General features: G+C 61.7%; 14 protein-coding genes. 2 read left to right on the top strand and 12 right to left on the bottom strand.

Going from position 1 to position 16,471, the window contains the following annotated elements; all coding sequences use genetic code 11:
- Positions 1–8: 8 nt before the first annotated feature.
- Positions 9–602 (bottom strand): aminodeoxychorismate/anthranilate synthase component II, encoded by a 594-nt coding sequence (locus ACQRBT_RS12020; RefSeq protein WP_060757298.1) that lies wholly within the window; start codon positions 600–602, stop codon positions 9–11.
- Positions 603–1,024: 422 nt separating this feature from the next.
- On the opposite strand from ACQRBT_RS12020, the gene estP reads away from it, so the two are divergent.
- Positions 1,025–2,944 (top strand): esterase EstP, encoded by a 1,920-nt coding sequence (gene estP, locus ACQRBT_RS12015; protein ID WP_412047499.1) that lies wholly within the window; start codon positions 1,025–1,027, stop codon positions 2,942–2,944.
- Positions 2,945–3,079: 135 nt separating this feature from the next.
- Here estP and trpE read toward each other — a convergent pair whose 3' ends face one another.
- The 10 genes from trpE to ACQRBT_RS11965 form a co-directional block, all read right to left on the bottom strand.
- Entirely contained in the window at positions 3,080–4,561 is a 1,482-nt protein-coding gene (gene trpE, locus ACQRBT_RS12010; protein ID WP_060757296.1) for an anthranilate synthase component I, read from the bottom strand.
- 68 nt (positions 4,562–4,629) lie between these two features.
- Complete coding sequence (locus tag ACQRBT_RS12005; RefSeq protein WP_060757295.1) at positions 4,630–5,448, bottom strand: phosphoglycolate phosphatase; 819 nt, start codon at positions 5,446–5,448, stop codon at positions 4,630–4,632.
- Entirely contained in the window at positions 5,445–6,119 is a 675-nt protein-coding gene (gene rpe, locus ACQRBT_RS12000) for a ribulose-phosphate 3-epimerase (RefSeq protein ID WP_025857056.1), read from the bottom strand. The genes ACQRBT_RS12005 and rpe overlap by 4 nt, the downstream gene beginning before the upstream one ends.
- A gap of 83 nt (positions 6,120–6,202) precedes the next feature.
- Positions 6,203–7,351 (bottom strand): iron-containing alcohol dehydrogenase, encoded by a 1,149-nt coding sequence (locus ACQRBT_RS11995; protein WP_060757294.1) that lies wholly within the window; start codon positions 7,349–7,351, stop codon positions 6,203–6,205.
- A gap of 85 nt (positions 7,352–7,436) precedes the next feature.
- Positions 7,437–8,261 carry an ABC transporter permease gene (locus ACQRBT_RS11990; RefSeq protein WP_060757293.1) on the bottom strand — a complete coding sequence of 275 codons (825 nt, stop codon included), beginning with the start codon at positions 8,259–8,261 and terminating at the stop codon, positions 7,437–7,439.
- Positions 8,262–8,273: 12 nt separating this feature from the next.
- Positions 8,274–9,506 carry an ABC transporter permease gene (locus ACQRBT_RS11985; protein WP_090368513.1) on the bottom strand — a complete coding sequence of 411 codons (1,233 nt, stop codon included), beginning with the start codon at positions 9,504–9,506 and terminating at the stop codon, positions 8,274–8,276.
- 78 nt (positions 9,507–9,584) lie between these two features.
- Positions 9,585–10,625 carry an ABC transporter substrate-binding protein gene (locus ACQRBT_RS11980; protein ID WP_161548728.1) on the bottom strand — a complete coding sequence of 347 codons (1,041 nt, stop codon included), beginning with the start codon at positions 10,623–10,625 and terminating at the stop codon, positions 9,585–9,587.
- Positions 10,626–10,668: 43 nt separating this feature from the next.
- Positions 10,669–11,781, bottom strand: a complete 1,113-nt coding sequence (locus ACQRBT_RS11975; protein WP_060757290.1) for an ABC transporter ATP-binding protein — start codon at positions 11,779–11,781, stop codon at positions 10,669–10,671.
- A gap of 226 nt (positions 11,782–12,007) precedes the next feature.
- The gene (locus ACQRBT_RS11970; protein ID WP_198763265.1) at positions 12,008–12,637 is read right to left on the bottom strand and encodes a response regulator; all 630 of its coding nucleotides are present in this window, start codon (positions 12,635–12,637) and stop codon (positions 12,008–12,010) included.
- Positions 12,638–12,655: 18 nt separating this feature from the next.
- On the bottom strand, positions 12,656–14,650 hold the full coding sequence (locus ACQRBT_RS11965) for a sensor histidine kinase (protein WP_412047498.1): 1,995 nt from the start codon (positions 14,648–14,650) through the stop codon (positions 12,656–12,658).
- 77 nt (positions 14,651–14,727) lie between these two features.
- Here ACQRBT_RS11965 and ACQRBT_RS11960 point away from each other — a divergent pair, with 77 nt between their 5' ends.
- Positions 14,728–15,699 carry an alpha/beta hydrolase family protein gene (locus tag ACQRBT_RS11960; protein ID WP_060757287.1) on the top strand — a complete coding sequence of 324 codons (972 nt, stop codon included), beginning with the start codon at positions 14,728–14,730 and terminating at the stop codon, positions 15,697–15,699.
- 3 nt (positions 15,700–15,702) lie between these two features.
- On the opposite strand, the gene ACQRBT_RS11955 is transcribed toward ACQRBT_RS11960, so the two are convergent.
- Positions 15,703–16,470 (bottom strand): TerB family tellurite resistance protein, encoded by a 768-nt coding sequence (locus tag ACQRBT_RS11955; RefSeq protein ID WP_412047497.1) that lies wholly within the window; start codon positions 16,468–16,470, stop codon positions 15,703–15,705.
- Between the last annotated feature and the right edge of the window lies 1 nt (position 16,471).

Genomic DNA, 16,471 nt, shown 5'->3' with positions numbered 1-16,471 from the left:
GAAAGTCCTTAGCGCGTGCCGCCGCTCTGCTTGAGAAAGTTGGCGAACAGCTCGTAGCCCTGCTCGGTCAGGATTGATTCGGGGTGAAACTGCACCCCTTCGATATTCAGCGTCTTGTGGCGCAGGCCCATGATCTCGTCGACCGAGCCGTCTTCCAACTGGGTCCAGGCGGTCAACTCCAGGCATTCGGGCAGCGTCTCGCGCTTGACCACCAGCGAGTGGTAACGGGTTACGGTCACCGGCAAGTTAAGGCCGTGAAACACCCCCAGGTTCTTATGGAACACCGGGCTGGTCTTGCCGTGCATCACTTGGCGCGCACGCACTACGTCACCGCCAAACGCCTGGCCGATGGACTGATGGCCCAGGCATACGCCCAAAATCGGCAATTTGCCGGCGAAGTACTTGATCGCTTCCAGGGAGACGCCGGCTTCGGTCGGCGTGCAGGGCCCCGGCGAAACCACAATGCGTTCCGGATTCAAGGCGGCGATTTCGGCCACGGTCAGTTCATCGTTGCGCACCACTTTGACCTCGGCGCCGAGTTCACCCAGGTACTGCACAACGTTGTAGGTAAAGGAGTCGTAGTTATCAATCATCAGCAACATGTGGGTTCAAACCTCTTGAATTCACTGATTTCGAATGACCGCCTTCCAAAAGAGTGTCCCGCTGCCAGACGCACGTTCCGGTTGCCGGGGTGAGCCGGCAAGGGCGTCAAACAGAGGGTGCAGAAGGCAAATCGGTACAGGTCCGGCCAGGCCGGCAGAGAAAAATGTCAGGCGCGCCAACGCCAACGGGCGTGTGCCTTGACTACTCGCATCAAGAGTTTGCTGATGATCAACACGGGGAGGGTCTCATTCATACGTTCAGGCACAGTAACGTAGCCTCGCCAGCGGTGCAATATGGAGCAACGAATACGGGGGCATCACCACCGCCTCCTTATAGGAAAAAACCGTAATCGTCGAAGAAAAGCCGGAAAACATTGCTAGTGTTTCACCTGCGATACAAAAACAACTAAATGGAATTTTGCATGTTCAGACCGACTTTCTTCGCTCCATTGGCCGGCTGCCTCCTGTCACTGGCCTGCACGCAGGCATTTGCAGCCTCCTCTCCCTACTCAACCATGGTGGTTTTTGGCGACAGCCTCGCCGACGCCGGCCAGTTCCCCGACGGCAACGCCGGCGCCACCTTGCGCTTTACCAACCGCACCGGGCCGACGTTCCAGGGCGGCTACGGCCTGGTTTCATCGACCTTATTGGGTACCAGGCTGGGTGTCGCGCCTAACGACCTGAATGCCTCCACCTCACCGGTTCGTGCAGCACAAGGTCTGCCTGACGGGAACAACTGGGCGGTCGGCGGCTACCGTACCGACAATATTCTGGATTCCATCACCTCCGTCTCCAACGCGGCGATTCCACCCGGCAACGCCGGTGGCGGTACCGTACTGCGCAGCCGCCAGGGTTATCTACCGGCCAACGGCGGGCGAGCCGACCCCAATGCGCTGTACTTCCTCTCGGGGGGCGGCAATGACTTTTTGCAAGGCCGTGTACTCAGCCCCGGCCAAGCCGTTGCCGCAGGCGGGCGTCTGGCCGACAGCGCACAAGCTCTGCAACAAGCGGGGGCGCGCTACATCATGGTGTGGATGTTGCCCGACCTGGGGCTGACACCGGCGATTAACGGTACGCCGGCACAAGGGGCGAGTACTGCCCTGAGTAACCTTTTCAACCAGGCGCTGGTCCAGCGCCTGTCGCAGATCGACGCCCAGATCATCCCGCTGAACATCCCGTTGCTGTTGAAGGAAACCTTCGCCGACCCTGCCCGCTTCGGCCTGGCCACCGGACAAAACCTCACGGGCACCTGCTTCACCGACCCCAGCTGCGCCAACCCGACCTATGGGCTTGGCGGCACCAACCCCGATCCGACCAAGCTGATCTACAACGATTCGGTACACCCCACCATCACGGGGCAACAGCTGATCGCCGACTACGCCTATTCGCTGCTCGCGGCGCCATGGGAATTGAGCCTGCTGCCGGAGATGGCCCAAGGCACCCTGCGTGCGCACCAGGATGAACTGCGCAATCAGTGGCAGGCCGACAACGGCCACTGGCAGGCGGTGGGCCAATGGCGAGCGATTGTGGCGGGGGGAGGCCAGCACTTGGACTTCGATCGTCAAGGCAGCTCGGCCAGCGGTGACGGCAATGGCTACAACGTCAATGTCGGCGGCAGCTACCGGCTCAACGGGAGCTGGCGTGTAGGCGTTGCAGCCGGGCTGTATCGACAGACTCTCGAAGCCGGCGCCCACGATTCGGACTACAAACTCAACAGCTACATGGGCAGTGCTTTCGCGCAATACCAGCAAAACCACTGGTGGGCCGATGCCGCACTGACCGGCGGCAAGCTGGACTTCGACAGTCTCAAGCGCAAGTTCGCCCTGGGCGTCAGCGAAGGCTCGGAGAAAGGTGACACCGACGGCTGGCTATGGGCCTTGAGCGGCCGCGCAGGCTATGACATTGCCGCTCCAGGCAGCGACTGGCACCTGTCGCCCTTTGTCAGCGCCGATTACTCGCGGGTCGAAGTAGAGGGTTACTCGGAAAAAGACAGCCGCTCCACCGCACTGACCTTCGCCGATCAACAACGCGACTCCAAGCGCCTCGGCGTCGGCCTGCAGGGCAGCTACCGCGTGACGCCGCAAACCCAGGTATTTGGCGAGGTCGCCCACGAGCACGAGTTCGAAAACGACACCCAGAAGGTGAAGATTTCACTCAACAGCGTGCCGGGCATCGACTTCAAACTGGATGGCTACACGCCCCGCAGCAACTCGGACCGTTTGAGCCTGGGAGTCAGCCACAAGCTGACACAAGAGCTGGCGCTGAGAGCTTCGTATAACGTAAGAAAGGATGACAACCTGACCCAGCAAGGGGTGAGTGTGGGTGTGAGCCTGGACTTCTGATCAAGTCTTGAAATGGCGCAAAACCAAAGTGGAAGGGGGCTTGCTCCCGATTGCGGTGGATCAGCCAGCTCATTGGTAACTGGCACTCTGCAATCGGGAGCAAGCCCCCTCCCACACTTTGATCTACAGCTGGCTTCAACCCTGCGGGGTTTGCTCAGCCAACGCCACCGCGCGGAACATGGCGCGGCGCTTGTTCAGGGTTTCTTCCCATTCAAGGGCCGGCACCGAGTCCGCCACAATGCCGCCACCGGCCTGCACATGCAGCTCGCCGTCCTTGATCACCGCGGTGCGGATCGCGATGGCGGTGTCCATGTTCCCGTTCCAGGCGAAATAGCCCACCGCGCCGCCGTAGACGCCCCGCTTGACGGGCTCCAGCTCATCGATGATTTCCATCGCACGAATCTTCGGCGCACCCGACAAAGTGCCCGCCGGCAAAATCGCCCGTAGCGCGTCCATCGCGGTCAAGCCGGCCTTCAGCTCGCCGGTCACGTTGGAGACGATGTGCATGACGTTGGAATAACGCTCGATGACCATCTTCTCAGTGAGTTTCACCGAGCCGATTTCCGAGACACGCCCGGTATCGTTGCGGCCCAGATCGATCAGCATCAAGTGCTCGGCGATTTCCTTGTCGTCGCTCAGCAGGTCTTCTTCCAGCGCCAGATCCGCCTCTTCGGTCGCGCCACGCGGGCGAGTACCGGCGATCGGGCGCACGGTGATCAGGTTGTCCTCGACACGCACCAGCACTTCCGGCGAGCTGCCCACCACGTGGAAGTCGCCAAAGTTGAAGAAGTACATGTAGGGCGTCGGGTTGAAACAACGCAGCGCACGGTACAGATCGATCGGCGCCGCCTTGAAGTCGATGGACATACGTTGCGACGGCACGACTTGCATGCAATCACCGGCGAGGATGTATTCCTTGATGGTGTCGACTGCGCGCTCGTAGTCATCCTGGGTAAAACTGGAGCGGAATACCGGGTCAGCGGCAGGCGGACGGCTGAGGTCCAGCCCGCGCCGCGGAGTGATCGGCTGGCGCAGTTTATCCAGCAGGGCTTCGAGACTGGCCTGGCCTTGTTCGAACGCGTCCGCCTGGGACGGGTCGGCCAACACGATCGCATGCATCTTGCCGGCGAGGTTGTCGAACACCACCACGGCATCGGAGACCATCAGCAGAATGTCCGGCACGCCCAATGGGTCGGGGTTCGGGCATTTGCCCAGGCGTTTTTCCACGTAGCGCACGCAGTCGTAGCCGAAGTAACCCACCAGGCCGCCGTTGAAACGCGGCAGGCCGGGAATGGTCGGTACGTTATAGCGCGCCTTGAAGGTCTCGACGAAGGCCAGCGGGTCTTCCACATCATGGCTTTCGATCTCGACGCCATCATGCGTGATACTCACCCGATGGTCGTGTACCCGCAGCACGGTGCGGCACGGCAGGCCGATGATCGAGTAACGGCCCCATTTCTCGCCGCCCTGTACCGATTCCAGCAGATAGGAATTGGGTTGGTCGGCCAGCTTCAGGTAGATCGACAGCGGCGTATCGAAGTCGGCCAGGGTTTCGCAGGCCATGGGAATACGGTTATAGCCGGCAGCGGCCAAACGCAGGAATTCTTCGCGGATCATGAGGTGCCTCGTGGCTTGAGGGTCAAACGGTCAGATAGGCAAACGTGCCGCAGCGCGGCCAGGATCAGTCAGGCGCGCCAACGCCAGCGGGCCAGGGCCTTGATGACTTTCATCCAGAGTTTGCGAGTGACCACCACGATGGGATTTCCAGAAGGGTTTGAATCAACGTCGGGCAACGTTATCTCAGCGCCCGCTCCCAAGCAACCGGGGATTAACTGGCGCAGGTCATCAATCACCAGCGCCGGCGACTCTTCGGCAATCGGCCGGCCATGGTTATAGCCGTAGCTCAGGGCCACGCACTGCACCCCCGCCGCTTTCGCCGCCAGCACATCACTGCGCGAATCGCCGACAAACAACGACTGGGACGCGGGGATGTTGGCCATTTTCATCACGAAGAACAGCGCCGCCGGGTCAGGTTTCTTCTGCGGCAGGGTATCGCCGCCGATGATCCAGCGGAAATAGCGGCCGATCTTCATCTCGTCCAGCAACGGCGCGACGAAACGCTCCGGCTTGTTGGTGATCAGCGCCATTTCCACACCCTGCTTGCTCAGCCACTTGAGGGTGTCGCGCACGCCTGGGTAAACCACGGTCAGTTCGTGGCTGCTCTCATAGGCGGCGTTAAACAGCTCCAAGGCGTGTTCGGCCTCGACATCGTCCACACCGTCGGCGTCGAGATGATTGGCCAGTGCCCGGCGCACCAGCATCTGTGCGCCGTTACCCACCCATTCGCGCACCGAATCGATGCCCGCCGGCTTGCGCCCCAACTTGAGCAGCATCTCGTCCACCGCCGCCGCCAGGTCAGGCACCGAGTCGATCAAGGTACCGTCCAGATCGAACATCACCAGCCGTGGCAGTTTGCCGGGGAACAGCCGCTCAAAGCCGCTCATGGACGCGCCAGCGCCAGTTCGGCACGCATCTTGTCGATGACTTCCTGGTAGTCCGGAGCGTTGAAGATCGCCGAGCCGGCCACAAAGGTATCGGCACCTGCAGCAGCGATTTCGCGGATATTGTTGACGTTGACCCCGCCGTCGATTTCCAGACGGATATCACGGCCGGACGCATCGATCAGCGCACGGGCTTCGCGCAGCTTGTTCAGCGTGCCGGGGATGAACTTCTGCCCGCCAAAGCCAGGGTTGACGCTCATCAGCAAGATCATGTCGACCTTGTCCATCACATACTCGAGCACGCTCAGCGGGGTGGCCGGGTTGAACACCAGGCCGGCCTTGCAGCCGCCTTCGCGGATCAGTTGCAGGGTACGGTCGACGTGCAGCGAGGCTTCCGGATGGAAGGTAATGTAGGTCGCGCCAGCCTCGACGAAGTCGCCGATGATGCGATCCACCGGGCTGACCATCAGGTGCGCATCGATCGGCGCGGTGATGCCGTACTTGCGCAACGCCGCGCAGACCATCGGCCCGATAGTCAGGTTGGGTACGTAGTGGTTATCCATGACATCGAAGTGCACGAAGTCCGCACCGGCGGCCAATACCTTGTCCACTTCCTCACCCAGGCGGGCAAAGTCGGCGGAGAGAATCGATGGAGCAATGACGAAGGGCTGCATGACGCACCTTTTTGAGCTAAATCACGATGGCGCGCATTGTATACCTCATGCTTTGTCGCGCGCACCGTGACCTGGCTCAATGGCTAGTACGCTGCGCGGTAGATTTTCTCGATATCCGCTGTGCTGAGCTGGCGCGGGTTGTTGCGCATCAGGCGTTCAATGCCTGCAGCTTCGGCAGCCATGGCCGGAATCGCGTCTTCGGGAATCCCGAAGCTGCGCAGGCCCGTGGGGATTTCCACGGCCGCGCACAGTCGTGTCATCGCCGCGACGGCCTGGTCGGCCGCGTCAACCAGACTCAAGCCGGTGACATTCACACCCATGGCCTCGGCAATGTCGCGCATGCGTTCGACACACGCCAGCTTGTTCCACTGCATCACATAGGGCAGCAACAGAGAGTTGCTCACGCCATGCCCGATATGAAAACGACCGCCCAACGGATACGCCAACGCATGCACGGCGCCCACCCCGGCGTTACCGAACGCCATGCCCGCCATCAGGCTGGCGGTGGCCATGTCGTCACGGGCCTGCAGATGCCCCGGGTTGGCGTACGCCTTGGGCAGTGCGTTGGCTATCAACTTGACCGCGCCTATGGCCAGGGCATCGGTAATCGGCGACGCGTTCAGCGACAGGTAGGCTTCAATGGCATGCACCAACGCATCCACACCGCTGGCGGCTGTCACGCTGCGCGGGCACGTGAGGGTCATTTGCGGGCTCATCAGTGCAACATCCGGCAGCAAGTAATCGCTGACGATGCCTTTTTTCAATTGCGCGACCTTGTCGGAAAGGATCGCCACATTGGTCACCTCCGAGCCGGTACCGGCCGTGGTCGGGATCGCGATCAACGGCGGCCCCTTGCGTGGCACCTGGTCGATGCCGAACAGATCGGCCAGCGCACCGTGGTAGCCGGCATACGCGCCGACGCATTTCGCGATATCGATGGAACTGCCCCCGCCGACACCAATCAAGCCATCATGCCCGCCGTCGCGGTAGGCCTGCATGCAGTCTTCGACGATGGCAATTTCCGGGTCGGGCTGCACTCGGTCGAAGATTTCATAGTCGCGCTCGCCCAAATGCTCGAGCGCCAGCGCCACGGTGCCGGACTTGACCAACGCCGCATCGGTGACGATCAGCGGGTTATCCACATCGAGGCGTGTGAGTTCGGCGGCCAGTTGCTCGATGGCACCTGCGCCGGTGAGCAACTTGTGGGCGATCTTGAATGAGGAAGTACTCATGTGCGCGGCCTCTTATTGAAGGATGGGCTGGCACAAGAGTAGCTCTCTATACGGGGTTGTCAGCCATTCAGCAGCTGAATGGTCATCATACCTGCGCAGTGCGCAGCTTCTCGCTACGCCCGCGCAACCATTCCAGAGTGAGCAACAGCAGCACCGAGAAGGCAATCAGCAAGGTGGCGGCAGCGGCAATGGTCGGGCTGAGGTTCTCGCGGATGCCGCTGAACATCTGGCGCGGCAGGGTCGCTTGCTCGGGGCCGGCGAGGAACAGCGTCACCACCACTTCATCGAACGAGGTGGCAAAGGCAAACAGCGCCCCGGAAATCACCCCCGGCGCGATCAACGGCAAGGTCACCCGGCGAAACGCGATCAATGGCGAAGCGCCCAGGCTCGCCGCCGCCCGCACCAGGTTATGGTTGAAACCCTGCAAGGTCGCCGACACGGTAATGATCACAAACGGCACACCCAGCACCGCATGCACAACGATCAGCGAGAAGAAGCTGTTGCCCAGGCCCAGTGGCGCAAAAAACAGGTAACTCGCCACGCCGATAATCACCACCGGCACCACCATCGGCGAAATCACCAGGGCCATCACCAGCGCCTTGCCGGGGAAATTGCCGCGCGTGAGGCCTATCGCGGCCAAGGTGCCGAATACCATGGCCAGCACCGTGGCGGCCGGCGCGACGATAATGCTGTTCTTCAACGCACGCATCCATTCGGCCGAGGCGAAGAAATCCTGGTACCAATGCAGCGAAAAACCTTGCAGCGGGTACACCAGGAAACTGCCGCTGTTGAACGACAGCGGGATGATCACTAGCACAGGCAATATCAGGAACAACAGGATCAAGCCGCACAGGATCCGCAGGCTGTAGAACCACAGGCGTTCGACGGGCGACATATAAGGGCTCAGCATCGCAAGGTCTCCTCAGCTCAGGCGCAGGCGGCTGGCGCCTACCAGCCGGTTGTAGATCAGGTACAGCAACACCGTCGCCAGCAGCAGCAAGCCGCCCAGCGCCGTGGCCATGCCCCAGTTGATGCTGGTGTTGGTGTAGAACGCCACGAAGTAGCTGACCATCTGGTCGTTCGGGCTGCCGAGCAGCGCCGGGGTGATGTAGTAACCAATCGCCAGGATGAACACCAACAGGCAGCCGGCGCCGACGCCGGCGTAGGTCTGCGGGAAATACACGCGCCAGAAGCTGGCGAACGGGTGGCAGCCCAGGGAAATCGCTGCACGCATATAGGTGGGTGAGATGCCTTTCATCACGCTGTAGATCGGCAGAATCATGAACGGCAACAGGATGTGCACCATGGAGATGTAGACCCCGGTACGGTTGAACACCAGCTCCAGGGGTTTGTCGATCAAGCCCATGCTCATCAAGGCGCTGTTGATCAGGCCACCGGATTGCAGCAGCACGATCCACGCGGCGACCCGCACCAGGATCGAGGTCCAGAACGGCAGCAGCACCAGAATCATCAGCAGGTTGCTTTTGCGCGCCGGCAGGTTGGCCAGCAGGTACGCCAAGGGATACGCCAGCAGCAGGCAGATGAAGGTAATCACCAGGCCCATCCAGAAGGTACGCGCGAAAATGTCCAGGTAAATGGCCTGGTCCGGCGTAGCCGGGGCCAGTTCGCCCAGGTCATTGATACGGTGGTCGACAGCCGCCAGCAGGTAGAACGGTGTGAGGCTGCTGGTATTGCGCCGGATCGCCTGCCAGTACGCCGGGTCGCCCCAACGTTCATCAAGGCTTTCCAACGCTTCTTTGTAAGAGCCGGGCGCCTCGGTAAAGGGCAGCGCCCGCGCGGTTTTGGTCAGCAGGCTGCGATAGCCGGCCAACTCCATATTCAAGCGCTTGGACAAGTCGCCCAGCGTCTGGTTTTTGCGCGCTTCGCCCAAGTCTTCGCTCAGCGCCTGATACACCGGTTCGCCGGGCAGGCCACGGCCATCCCAGGCCTTGACCGCCACCACGGTACGCGGCAAACCGCCCACCACTTCCTCGTTGCCGACGCTTTTGTAGAGCAGCGCAATGATTGGCACCAGGAACACCAGCAGCAAAAACAGCACCAGCGGTGCAATCAATGCCTGGGCCTTCCAGCGGTTGAGCCGTTCGGCACGCGCCAGGCGCTGCTTGAGGGTGGGGCTGGGAATGGCGATAGCCATGGCTGACTCCGGATCTTGAAAGGAAATGCAGAACCCTGGTGGGAGAGAGCAACGCCTCTCCCACTAGGGTAAGCGGTGTTATTTGGCAGCCCAGGAATTGAAGCGCTGCTCCAACTGCTCGCCGTTATCCGCCCAGAAGCTCACATCGATCTGCACCTGGTTGGCGATGTTTTCCGGGGTGGTCGGCATATCCTTGAGGATGTCCTTGGCCAGCAACGGAACCGCTTGGGTGTTGGCCGGGCCGTAGGCGATGTTTTCCGAGTAGGTCTTCTGCTGCTGCGGCTGTACCGAGAAGGCGATGAATTTCTTCGCGGCTTCGGCACGGTCTTTCGACAGGCCTTTAGGAATGGCCCATGCGTCAAAGTCGTAGATGCCGCCGTTCCACACCACCTTGAGGTTGCTTTCTTTCTGCACGGCGGCGATACGGCCGTTGTAGGCCGAACTCATCACGACATCACCCGAGGCCAGGTACTGTGGCGGTTGGGCGCCCGCTTCCCACCACTGGATCGACGGCTTGAGTTCGTCGAGCTTCTTGAATGCACGGTCCTGGCCATCTTTGCCGGCCAACACTTTGTAAACGTCCTTGGGCGCTACGCCGTCGGCCATCAGGGCGAATTCCAGGGTGTACTTGGCACCTTTACGCAGGCCGCGTTTGCCGGGGAATTTCTTGGTATCCCAGAAATCCGCCCAGCTGGTTGGCGCGGAAGCCAATTTGTCGGCGTTGTAGGCCAACACCGTGGACCACACGAAGAAACCCACGCCGCACGGCTGGATCGCGCCTTTTACGTAGTCCGCAGCATTACCGAACAGCTTGGGGTCCAGCGGTTCGAACATATCTTCGTCACACCCCCGGGACAACTCCGGCGATTCCACTTCCACCAGGTCCCAGGACACACTCTTGGTGTCGACCATGGCCTTGACCTTGGCCATTTCACCGTTGTACTCGCCGGCGACGATCTTGCCGTTGCCCGCGCTTTCCCACGGTGCGTAAAACGCCTTGACCTGAGCGGCCTTGTTCGCGCCACCAAAGGACACGACGGTCAGGTCCGGGCCGGCCATGGCCTGGGTCGCGCCGAACAAGCCGATAACCAGCGCTGAATACTTAAGGGATCTCAACATTGTTGTGCTCTCCACGTGCAGGGTTGGTGAAGCCATGGGGCGATCAATTCGCCTCTAGAAGTGGGTCGAGTGCGCGAACGTGCTCGACTTGCCAGCCAATCGGTACCACGTCGCCGACCGCCAGGGCCGGGTCCAGCTCGGCGATCGGTTGTTTCACAAAAAAATCGGTCTTGCCGCAAACTTCCAGACGCACGCGCACGTGGTCGCCCAGGTAGATGAATTCCGCCACCCGCCCCGAAAAACGATTGATGCAGCTTTCGCTGGAACCATTGAGGCTGACCCGCTCCGGACGCACCGACAGCGTGACCGGCCCGCCGACCTGACCCACGTTCACCGCCAGCGCCTCGACCTTCTCGCCGCGCGCCAGCTCCACGACGCAGCGCTCGCCGGTGTGGCTGTGCAAGCGGCCGTTGAGACGGTTGTTCTCGCCGATGAAGTTGGCGACGAAGGTATTTTTCGGTTCTTCATACAAGGTCCGCGGCGCAGCAATCTGCTGGATCTCGCCCTGATGAAACACCGCCACGCGGTCGGACATGGTCAAGGCCTCGCCCTGATCGTGGGTCACGTACACCACGGTCACGCCGAGACGCTGATGCAGGTGCTTGATCTCCATCTGCATGTGTTCACGCAGTTGCTTGTCGAGAGCACCGAGGGGTTCGTCCATCAACACCAGTTGCGGTTCGAACACCAGCGCACGGGCCAGGGCCACGCGCTGTTGCTGACCACCGGAAAGTTGCGCCGGGTAGCGTTGGGCGAAGGCGTCGAGCTGGACCATGCTCAGCACGCGCTTGACCCGCTCACTGATGTCGGTCTTGCTTAACGAGCGCACCGAGAGCGGGAACGCCAGGTTCTCGGCAACCGTCATGTGCGGGAACAGCGCGTAGTTCTGGAACACCATGCCGATATCGCGCTTGTGCGGCGGCACGTTATTGATGGAACGCCCGGCCAGGAGGATTTCACCGGCGGTCGGTGTCTCAAAGCCGGCGAGCATCATCAGGCTGGTCGTCTTGCCGGAACCCGACGGCCCAAGCAGTGTGAGGAACTCGCCCTTGCGAATCTCCAGGTTGAGGTCTTTGACGATCAGGTTCTCGCCGTCGTAGCTCTTCTGCACGCCACGAAAGCTGACCAGCACATCATTTGTATCCGCCTCGCTCATACCCGCACCTTTGTGTTTTGGACCGCAATGGAACAAGCGTAGTCCAGGCGCAAGCCCCCGGAAATCGGGGGCTGGGAGAGAATTGCATCAGCCGGTTGGAAGGTTGGGGGTAGGGATCGCCCTACAGCGATGGCGGGCACAGGACGGTGCAACTACAAGGGGTGAGCTGCAAGCGGCAAGAATGGGCTCGGTGATGTTTTACAGGGTGTCGCTAATGGGCATGTCGTCAGAGCAGCCTGTGCTCCATGGCGTACTTCACCAGTTCCGCCAGCGAAGTGATATTGAGCTTTTGCATCAACCGCGCCTTATGCGTGCTGATGGTCTTGCTGCTCAGCGCCAGTTGCTGGGCAATATCATTGACGTTGGCCCCCTGGGCCAGGCGTTCGAACACCGAGAACTCGCGCTCCGACAGCAACGAATGCAGCGGCCGCGTATCGGTCAGGCCGACTTCGAAGACCATACGGTCGGCCAGGTCGGGGTCGATGTATCGCCCACCCGCTGCGACCTTGCGAATAGCGGTCAGCAACAGCGCCGGGTCGCTGTCCTTGGTGGCATAACCCGCCGCGCCGACCTTGAGGGCGCGGGCAGCCATTTGCGCTTCATCATGCATCGACAACACCAGAATCGCCGGCGGATTGCCCAACGCCCGGATGCGCGCAATGGCCTCCAGGCCGTTCACGCCCGGCATCGAGATATCCAGCAGCACCACCTCGCACGCCACATGGCGCAAGGTTTCCAGCAACTGCTCGCCATTACTGGCTTCACCGACCACCTGCAGGTCTTTGGCCAGGCCGATCAATTGCTTGATGCCCTCTCGGACGATGGTGTGGTCTTCGGCTACCAATACGCGGATCACAGGCTTTTCCTCTTGTTGTCAGGCATCCAACGGCACCGTGACGCTCAGGGTGGTGCCTTCCCCCACTTCGCTCTGCAGGCTCAGTTGCCCGCCCATCATCAGCACTCGCTCGCGCATACCGACCACGCCGAAAGAAACAGGGCGGCCGGGGGTTTCGACGAAACCGACGCCATCATCGCTGATGGTCAACCGCAGGTCTGCCCCCTCAATCACCAGGGTCAGCTCAACGGTATGCGCCTGGGCATGGCGCATCACATTGGTCAGTGCCTCCTGCAGGACCCTGAACAAACCAATGGCCTTGGCGTCGCTCAGGGCCGGCAGGTTATCCGGAACCTGTACCAGGCAGGGGATTTGCGTGCGGGCTTCGAAGCGCCGGGCCTGCCATTCGATGGCCGAGGCGATGCCGGCGTCGAGGATCGGCGGGCGCAGCGCGGTGGCCACATCGCGTACCAGTTGGAACAGCTGGGCGATCAGGCGCTTCATGCTGTTGAGCCGTTCATTCAGGCCGTGGTCGAGCTGCGCATAGGCCAATTCGCACATCGAGGTTTCCAGCTTGAGCACCGTGAGCATCTGGCCCAACTCATCGTGTACCTCGCGGGCGATGCGGGCTTTTTCTTCTTCGCGCACGGTTTCCAGGTGGGCGGACAATTCGCGCAACTGCGCTTCGCTTTGCAACAAGGCGGCCACGTAACGGCGGCGTTCGGTGACATCGTTGAGGTACACCACCAGGTATTCGCCCTGAGCAAAACGCAGGAAACTCAAAGACACATCGGCGGGCAGGATACTGCCGTCGGCGCGCACGCAATCGGTGGCGAAGGTTTGCCCGCCCTCCTCGCTGGCGCGGGCGCGTCGCCACAGGTTGAGCCAGCGATCCATGTTCAAGGTCGGGTCGACCTCGACCAGCGGCCGCTCGATCAGCGCGCCCGGGGCGTAGCCGAGCATGCTTTCTGCCGCACGATTGGCGTAACGCACATGGCTGTCCCAATTGACCCACAGGATGCCGACCGTACTTTGATCGATGGAAAACTGCGTCAACCGCAGGGCTTCGGCACCGGCAGCGCGGGCGGCGCTTTCTTCCCGTGCCGCCAGCAAGTCGTGTTCCAGGCCGCGTTGCTGGCGACGCTGCCAGGCCACCATCGCGAGGCAGGCCAGCAGGCAGATTCCCAGCAACAGGCTGAGGTTCTTCCAGAAACCCGGGAATTCCGACAATCGCGGGTACTGGGGTTGCAGCCAGCGATTGTGCAACTGGTCCAAGTCTCGCGCGGGTATCGCCCGCAAGGCGCTCTGCATGAGGGTTGCCAGTTCCGGCCAGTCGCGACGCGTGCCCACCCGCAGCAACTGTGGCAAGCCGATATCACCGACCACCGCCAGCCCCGCAAATTCTGCTTCGCCGGACAAGCGGCTCAGTTGCGCCTCATCCACCACGGCATACCGCGCTTGTTGGCTTACCAGCAGCTGCAGGGCCTGGCGCTCCATGGGCACCCCTTGCAGGTTGAGGTTGGGATAGGTGCTGCGCAGGTAATCGGCCACAGCGCTGGGCATGCGCACGGCAATGCGCGATTGTTCGTCGAGTTTCTCCAGCTCCACTGCGCCGCCGCCTTCGCGGACGCCGACAATATGCTGGGGCACGCGCATGTAAGGGTCGGTGAATAACCACAGGCGCAAACCCGCCGGGGTTTGCTGCAGGCCGGGCGCAATATCCACTTCGCCGTCGCGCACAGCGGCCTCCAACTGCTCCTGATCGGGAAAATTGCGCCACAACAGTTCGATATTCAGCGCCTTGGCCAGCCACTGCATCAACTCCACATTGGCCCCGGACAAGCGTTGCAGGCGCCGATCGTATTGCGCGTAAGGCGCCTGCAGCACCAGCCCCACGCGCAGCTCCGGATGCAGGCTCAGCCACTCACGCTGCTGCGCATTGAGCTGTGCTTTCGGCGCAACGGGCGCAGGCGCGGCCGTTGCCATCAAGGCACAGCACAAACCGCCGATAATCAGCAGACAGCGAAAACCCATGATCCACGTCTCACATCACTGACAAATACTGACCAACCCATTAGGCTGCTGGAATCACTTCTGGCCGGGAATTAACGATGCCCTTTCACCACCGTTCGGCACTGCCAGCATTGTGCCTGTCGCTGCTATTTACCAGCGCCTTTTCTGTTCAGGCCGCTGACGCCCCCGCGCCCGCCGCCGAAAAACCTGCGGAGCGCCAAGCGCTGCCCGAGCGCAGCCAGGAAGAGGCCAGCGCGCTGGAGCGCAATATCCCACAACACGAGCAACAACAATTGCAGGCCGGCACCGATTCGTTCCTGGCCTTATGGAAACCCGCCAACAGTGCAGAACCGGAAGGGGTGGTGATTATCGTCCCCGGCGCCGGCGAAAATGCCGACTGGCCGCAAGCAATCGGCCCGTTGCGCCGCAAATTGCCGGATGCCAACTGGGGCAGCCTCAGCCTGTCGCTGCCGGACGTGAGCATGGACACCCTGCCGCCACGGGTGATCGAAGCGCCCAAGGCAACCGTCGACACCAGCAGCAAAGACGGCAGCACGGCCGCCAAGCCCATCGAACAAGCCGCCAGCGCCGAAGCCGAAGGCACCGACCCGGCGGTAGTGCCGGGTGCGGATGAACAGGACAAGACCGACGCCAAGCGTATTTTCGACCGGATCGACGCAGCCGTGGCCTTTGCCCAGACCCAGAGCGCGCGCAGTGTGGTGCTGCTCGGCCACGGTACTGGCGCCTGGTGGGCTGCACGTTACCTGAGCGAAAAGCAACCGGCGCAGGTTCAGAAGCTGGTGCTGGTGGCCGGCAAAACCCCGGTGGGCCGCCAACCGGATCTGCAACAAGTGGCCCCGGCCTTGAAAGTGCCGACGGCGGATATCTTCTATCAGGACAATGCCCTGGACCGTAAAAACGCCCTGGCGCGGCTTCAGGCGGCCAAGCGAGGGAAGAATGAAGGCTATAAGCAGGTGTCACTCAAGACCTTGCCCGGCAACAGCTCGGCCGAGCAGGAGCAGCTGTATCGGCGGGTTCGCGGCTGGTTGAGCCCGCAAACCGTCGACTGAGGCTTACCGGAAATCGCGCCGTTCGCGAATCAACGCATAGGCGTTGTGCAACTCGCGGGTTCGCTCGGTTGCCTCGCGCACTTGCGCGGGGCTGGCGCCGGTGCCGGCAATCTTGTCCGGATGGTGACGGCTGAGCAGGCGGCGATAGGCACGCTTGATCACGGACGGCTCCGTAGTTGCGGTTACCCCCAGGATTCGCAACGCCTCCTGATAGGCCCCCCCTCGGTTCACCAGCGGCTTGCGCTCGGGGGTGTAATCGGACGCCAGTGCGTGCAGTTGTTGCGGTGTCCAACCCAGCCACCTGCCCCACTGGTCAATCAGGTCGCGCTCGGCGTCATCCGCTCTGCCATCGGCCCAGGCCATACGCCAGCAGGCGCGCAGTACGCCCTCTGCCGCATGGGGCTGCGCCTTGAGCACGCGCAGATAGCTACGCACCCGATCACTGCCGGACTTGCCCCGGTTGAACGCCGTGATAGCGCGGCGCTGGGCGGGTTCGTTCATGTCCAGTGCACGCATTTCCAGGCGCGCCTGCTGGATATGCCCATCCACCACCCGGCCATTGCTTTTGGCCAGTCGGCCCAGCAGCACAAACAGCAATTCGTCATTGCGCAGCGCCGGCCGGCCGCCCAGACGTTCGCGCAATTGCGCCCAACTCTGCAGCTGTAAGCGGCGATCCAGCGCCTGCCCCAACAATGCCCCCAACAAAGCCCCCGGAATGCTGGCAATGGCAAAGCCAGCCCCGGCGCCGATCAGCGTCCCTGGCCACAACATC

Source organism: Pseudomonas sp. R19M (assembly GCF_050312585.1).
GTDB classification, from domain to species: Bacteria; Pseudomonadota; Gammaproteobacteria; order Pseudomonadales; family Pseudomonadaceae; genus Aquipseudomonas; species Aquipseudomonas palleroniana.
This window is presented reverse-complemented; position numbering and strand designations above follow the sequence as displayed.

What these genes read in the sequence shown, in the direction of transcription:
- ACQRBT_RS12020 (WP_060757298.1), bottom strand. Translation starts at nt 602, where the DNA reads ATGTTGCTGATGATTGATAACTACGACTCCTTTACCTACAACGTTGTG.
- estP (WP_412047499.1), top strand. Translation starts at nt 1,025, where the DNA reads ATGTTCAGACCGACTTTCTTCGCTCCATTGGCCGGCTGCCTCCTGTCA.
- trpE (WP_060757296.1), bottom strand. Translation starts at nt 4,561, where the DNA reads ATGATCCGCGAAGAATTCCTGCGTTTGGCCGCTGCCGGCTATAACCGT.
- ACQRBT_RS12005 (WP_060757295.1), bottom strand. Translation starts at nt 5,448, where the DNA reads ATGAGCGGCTTTGAGCGGCTGTTCCCCGGCAAACTGCCACGGCTGGTG.
- rpe (WP_025857056.1), bottom strand. Translation starts at nt 6,119, where the DNA reads ATGCAGCCCTTCGTCATTGCTCCATCGATTCTCTCCGCCGACTTTGCC.
- ACQRBT_RS11995 (WP_060757294.1), bottom strand. Translation starts at nt 7,351, where the DNA reads ATGAGTACTTCCTCATTCAAGATCGCCCACAAGTTGCTCACCGGCGCA.
- ACQRBT_RS11990 (WP_060757293.1), bottom strand. Translation starts at nt 8,261, where the DNA reads ATGCTGAGCCCTTATATGTCGCCCGTCGAACGCCTGTGGTTCTACAGC.
- ACQRBT_RS11985 (WP_090368513.1), bottom strand. Translation starts at nt 9,506, where the DNA reads ATGGCTATCGCCATTCCCAGCCCCACCCTCAAGCAGCGCCTGGCGCGT.
- ACQRBT_RS11980 (WP_161548728.1), bottom strand. Translation starts at nt 10,625, where the DNA reads ATGTTGAGATCCCTTAAGTATTCAGCGCTGGTTATCGGCTTGTTCGGC.
- ACQRBT_RS11975 (WP_060757290.1), bottom strand. Translation starts at nt 11,781, where the DNA reads ATGAGCGAGGCGGATACAAATGATGTGCTGGTCAGCTTTCGTGGCGTG.
- ACQRBT_RS11965 (WP_412047498.1), bottom strand. Translation starts at nt 14,650, where the DNA reads ATGGGTTTTCGCTGTCTGCTGATTATCGGCGGTTTGTGCTGTGCCTTG.
- ACQRBT_RS11960 (WP_060757287.1), top strand. Translation starts at nt 14,728, where the DNA reads ATGCCCTTTCACCACCGTTCGGCACTGCCAGCATTGTGCCTGTCGCTG.
- ACQRBT_RS11955 (WP_412047497.1), bottom strand. Translation starts at nt 16,470, where the DNA reads ATGTTGTGGCCAGGGACGCTGATCGGCGCCGGGGCTGGCTTTGCCATT.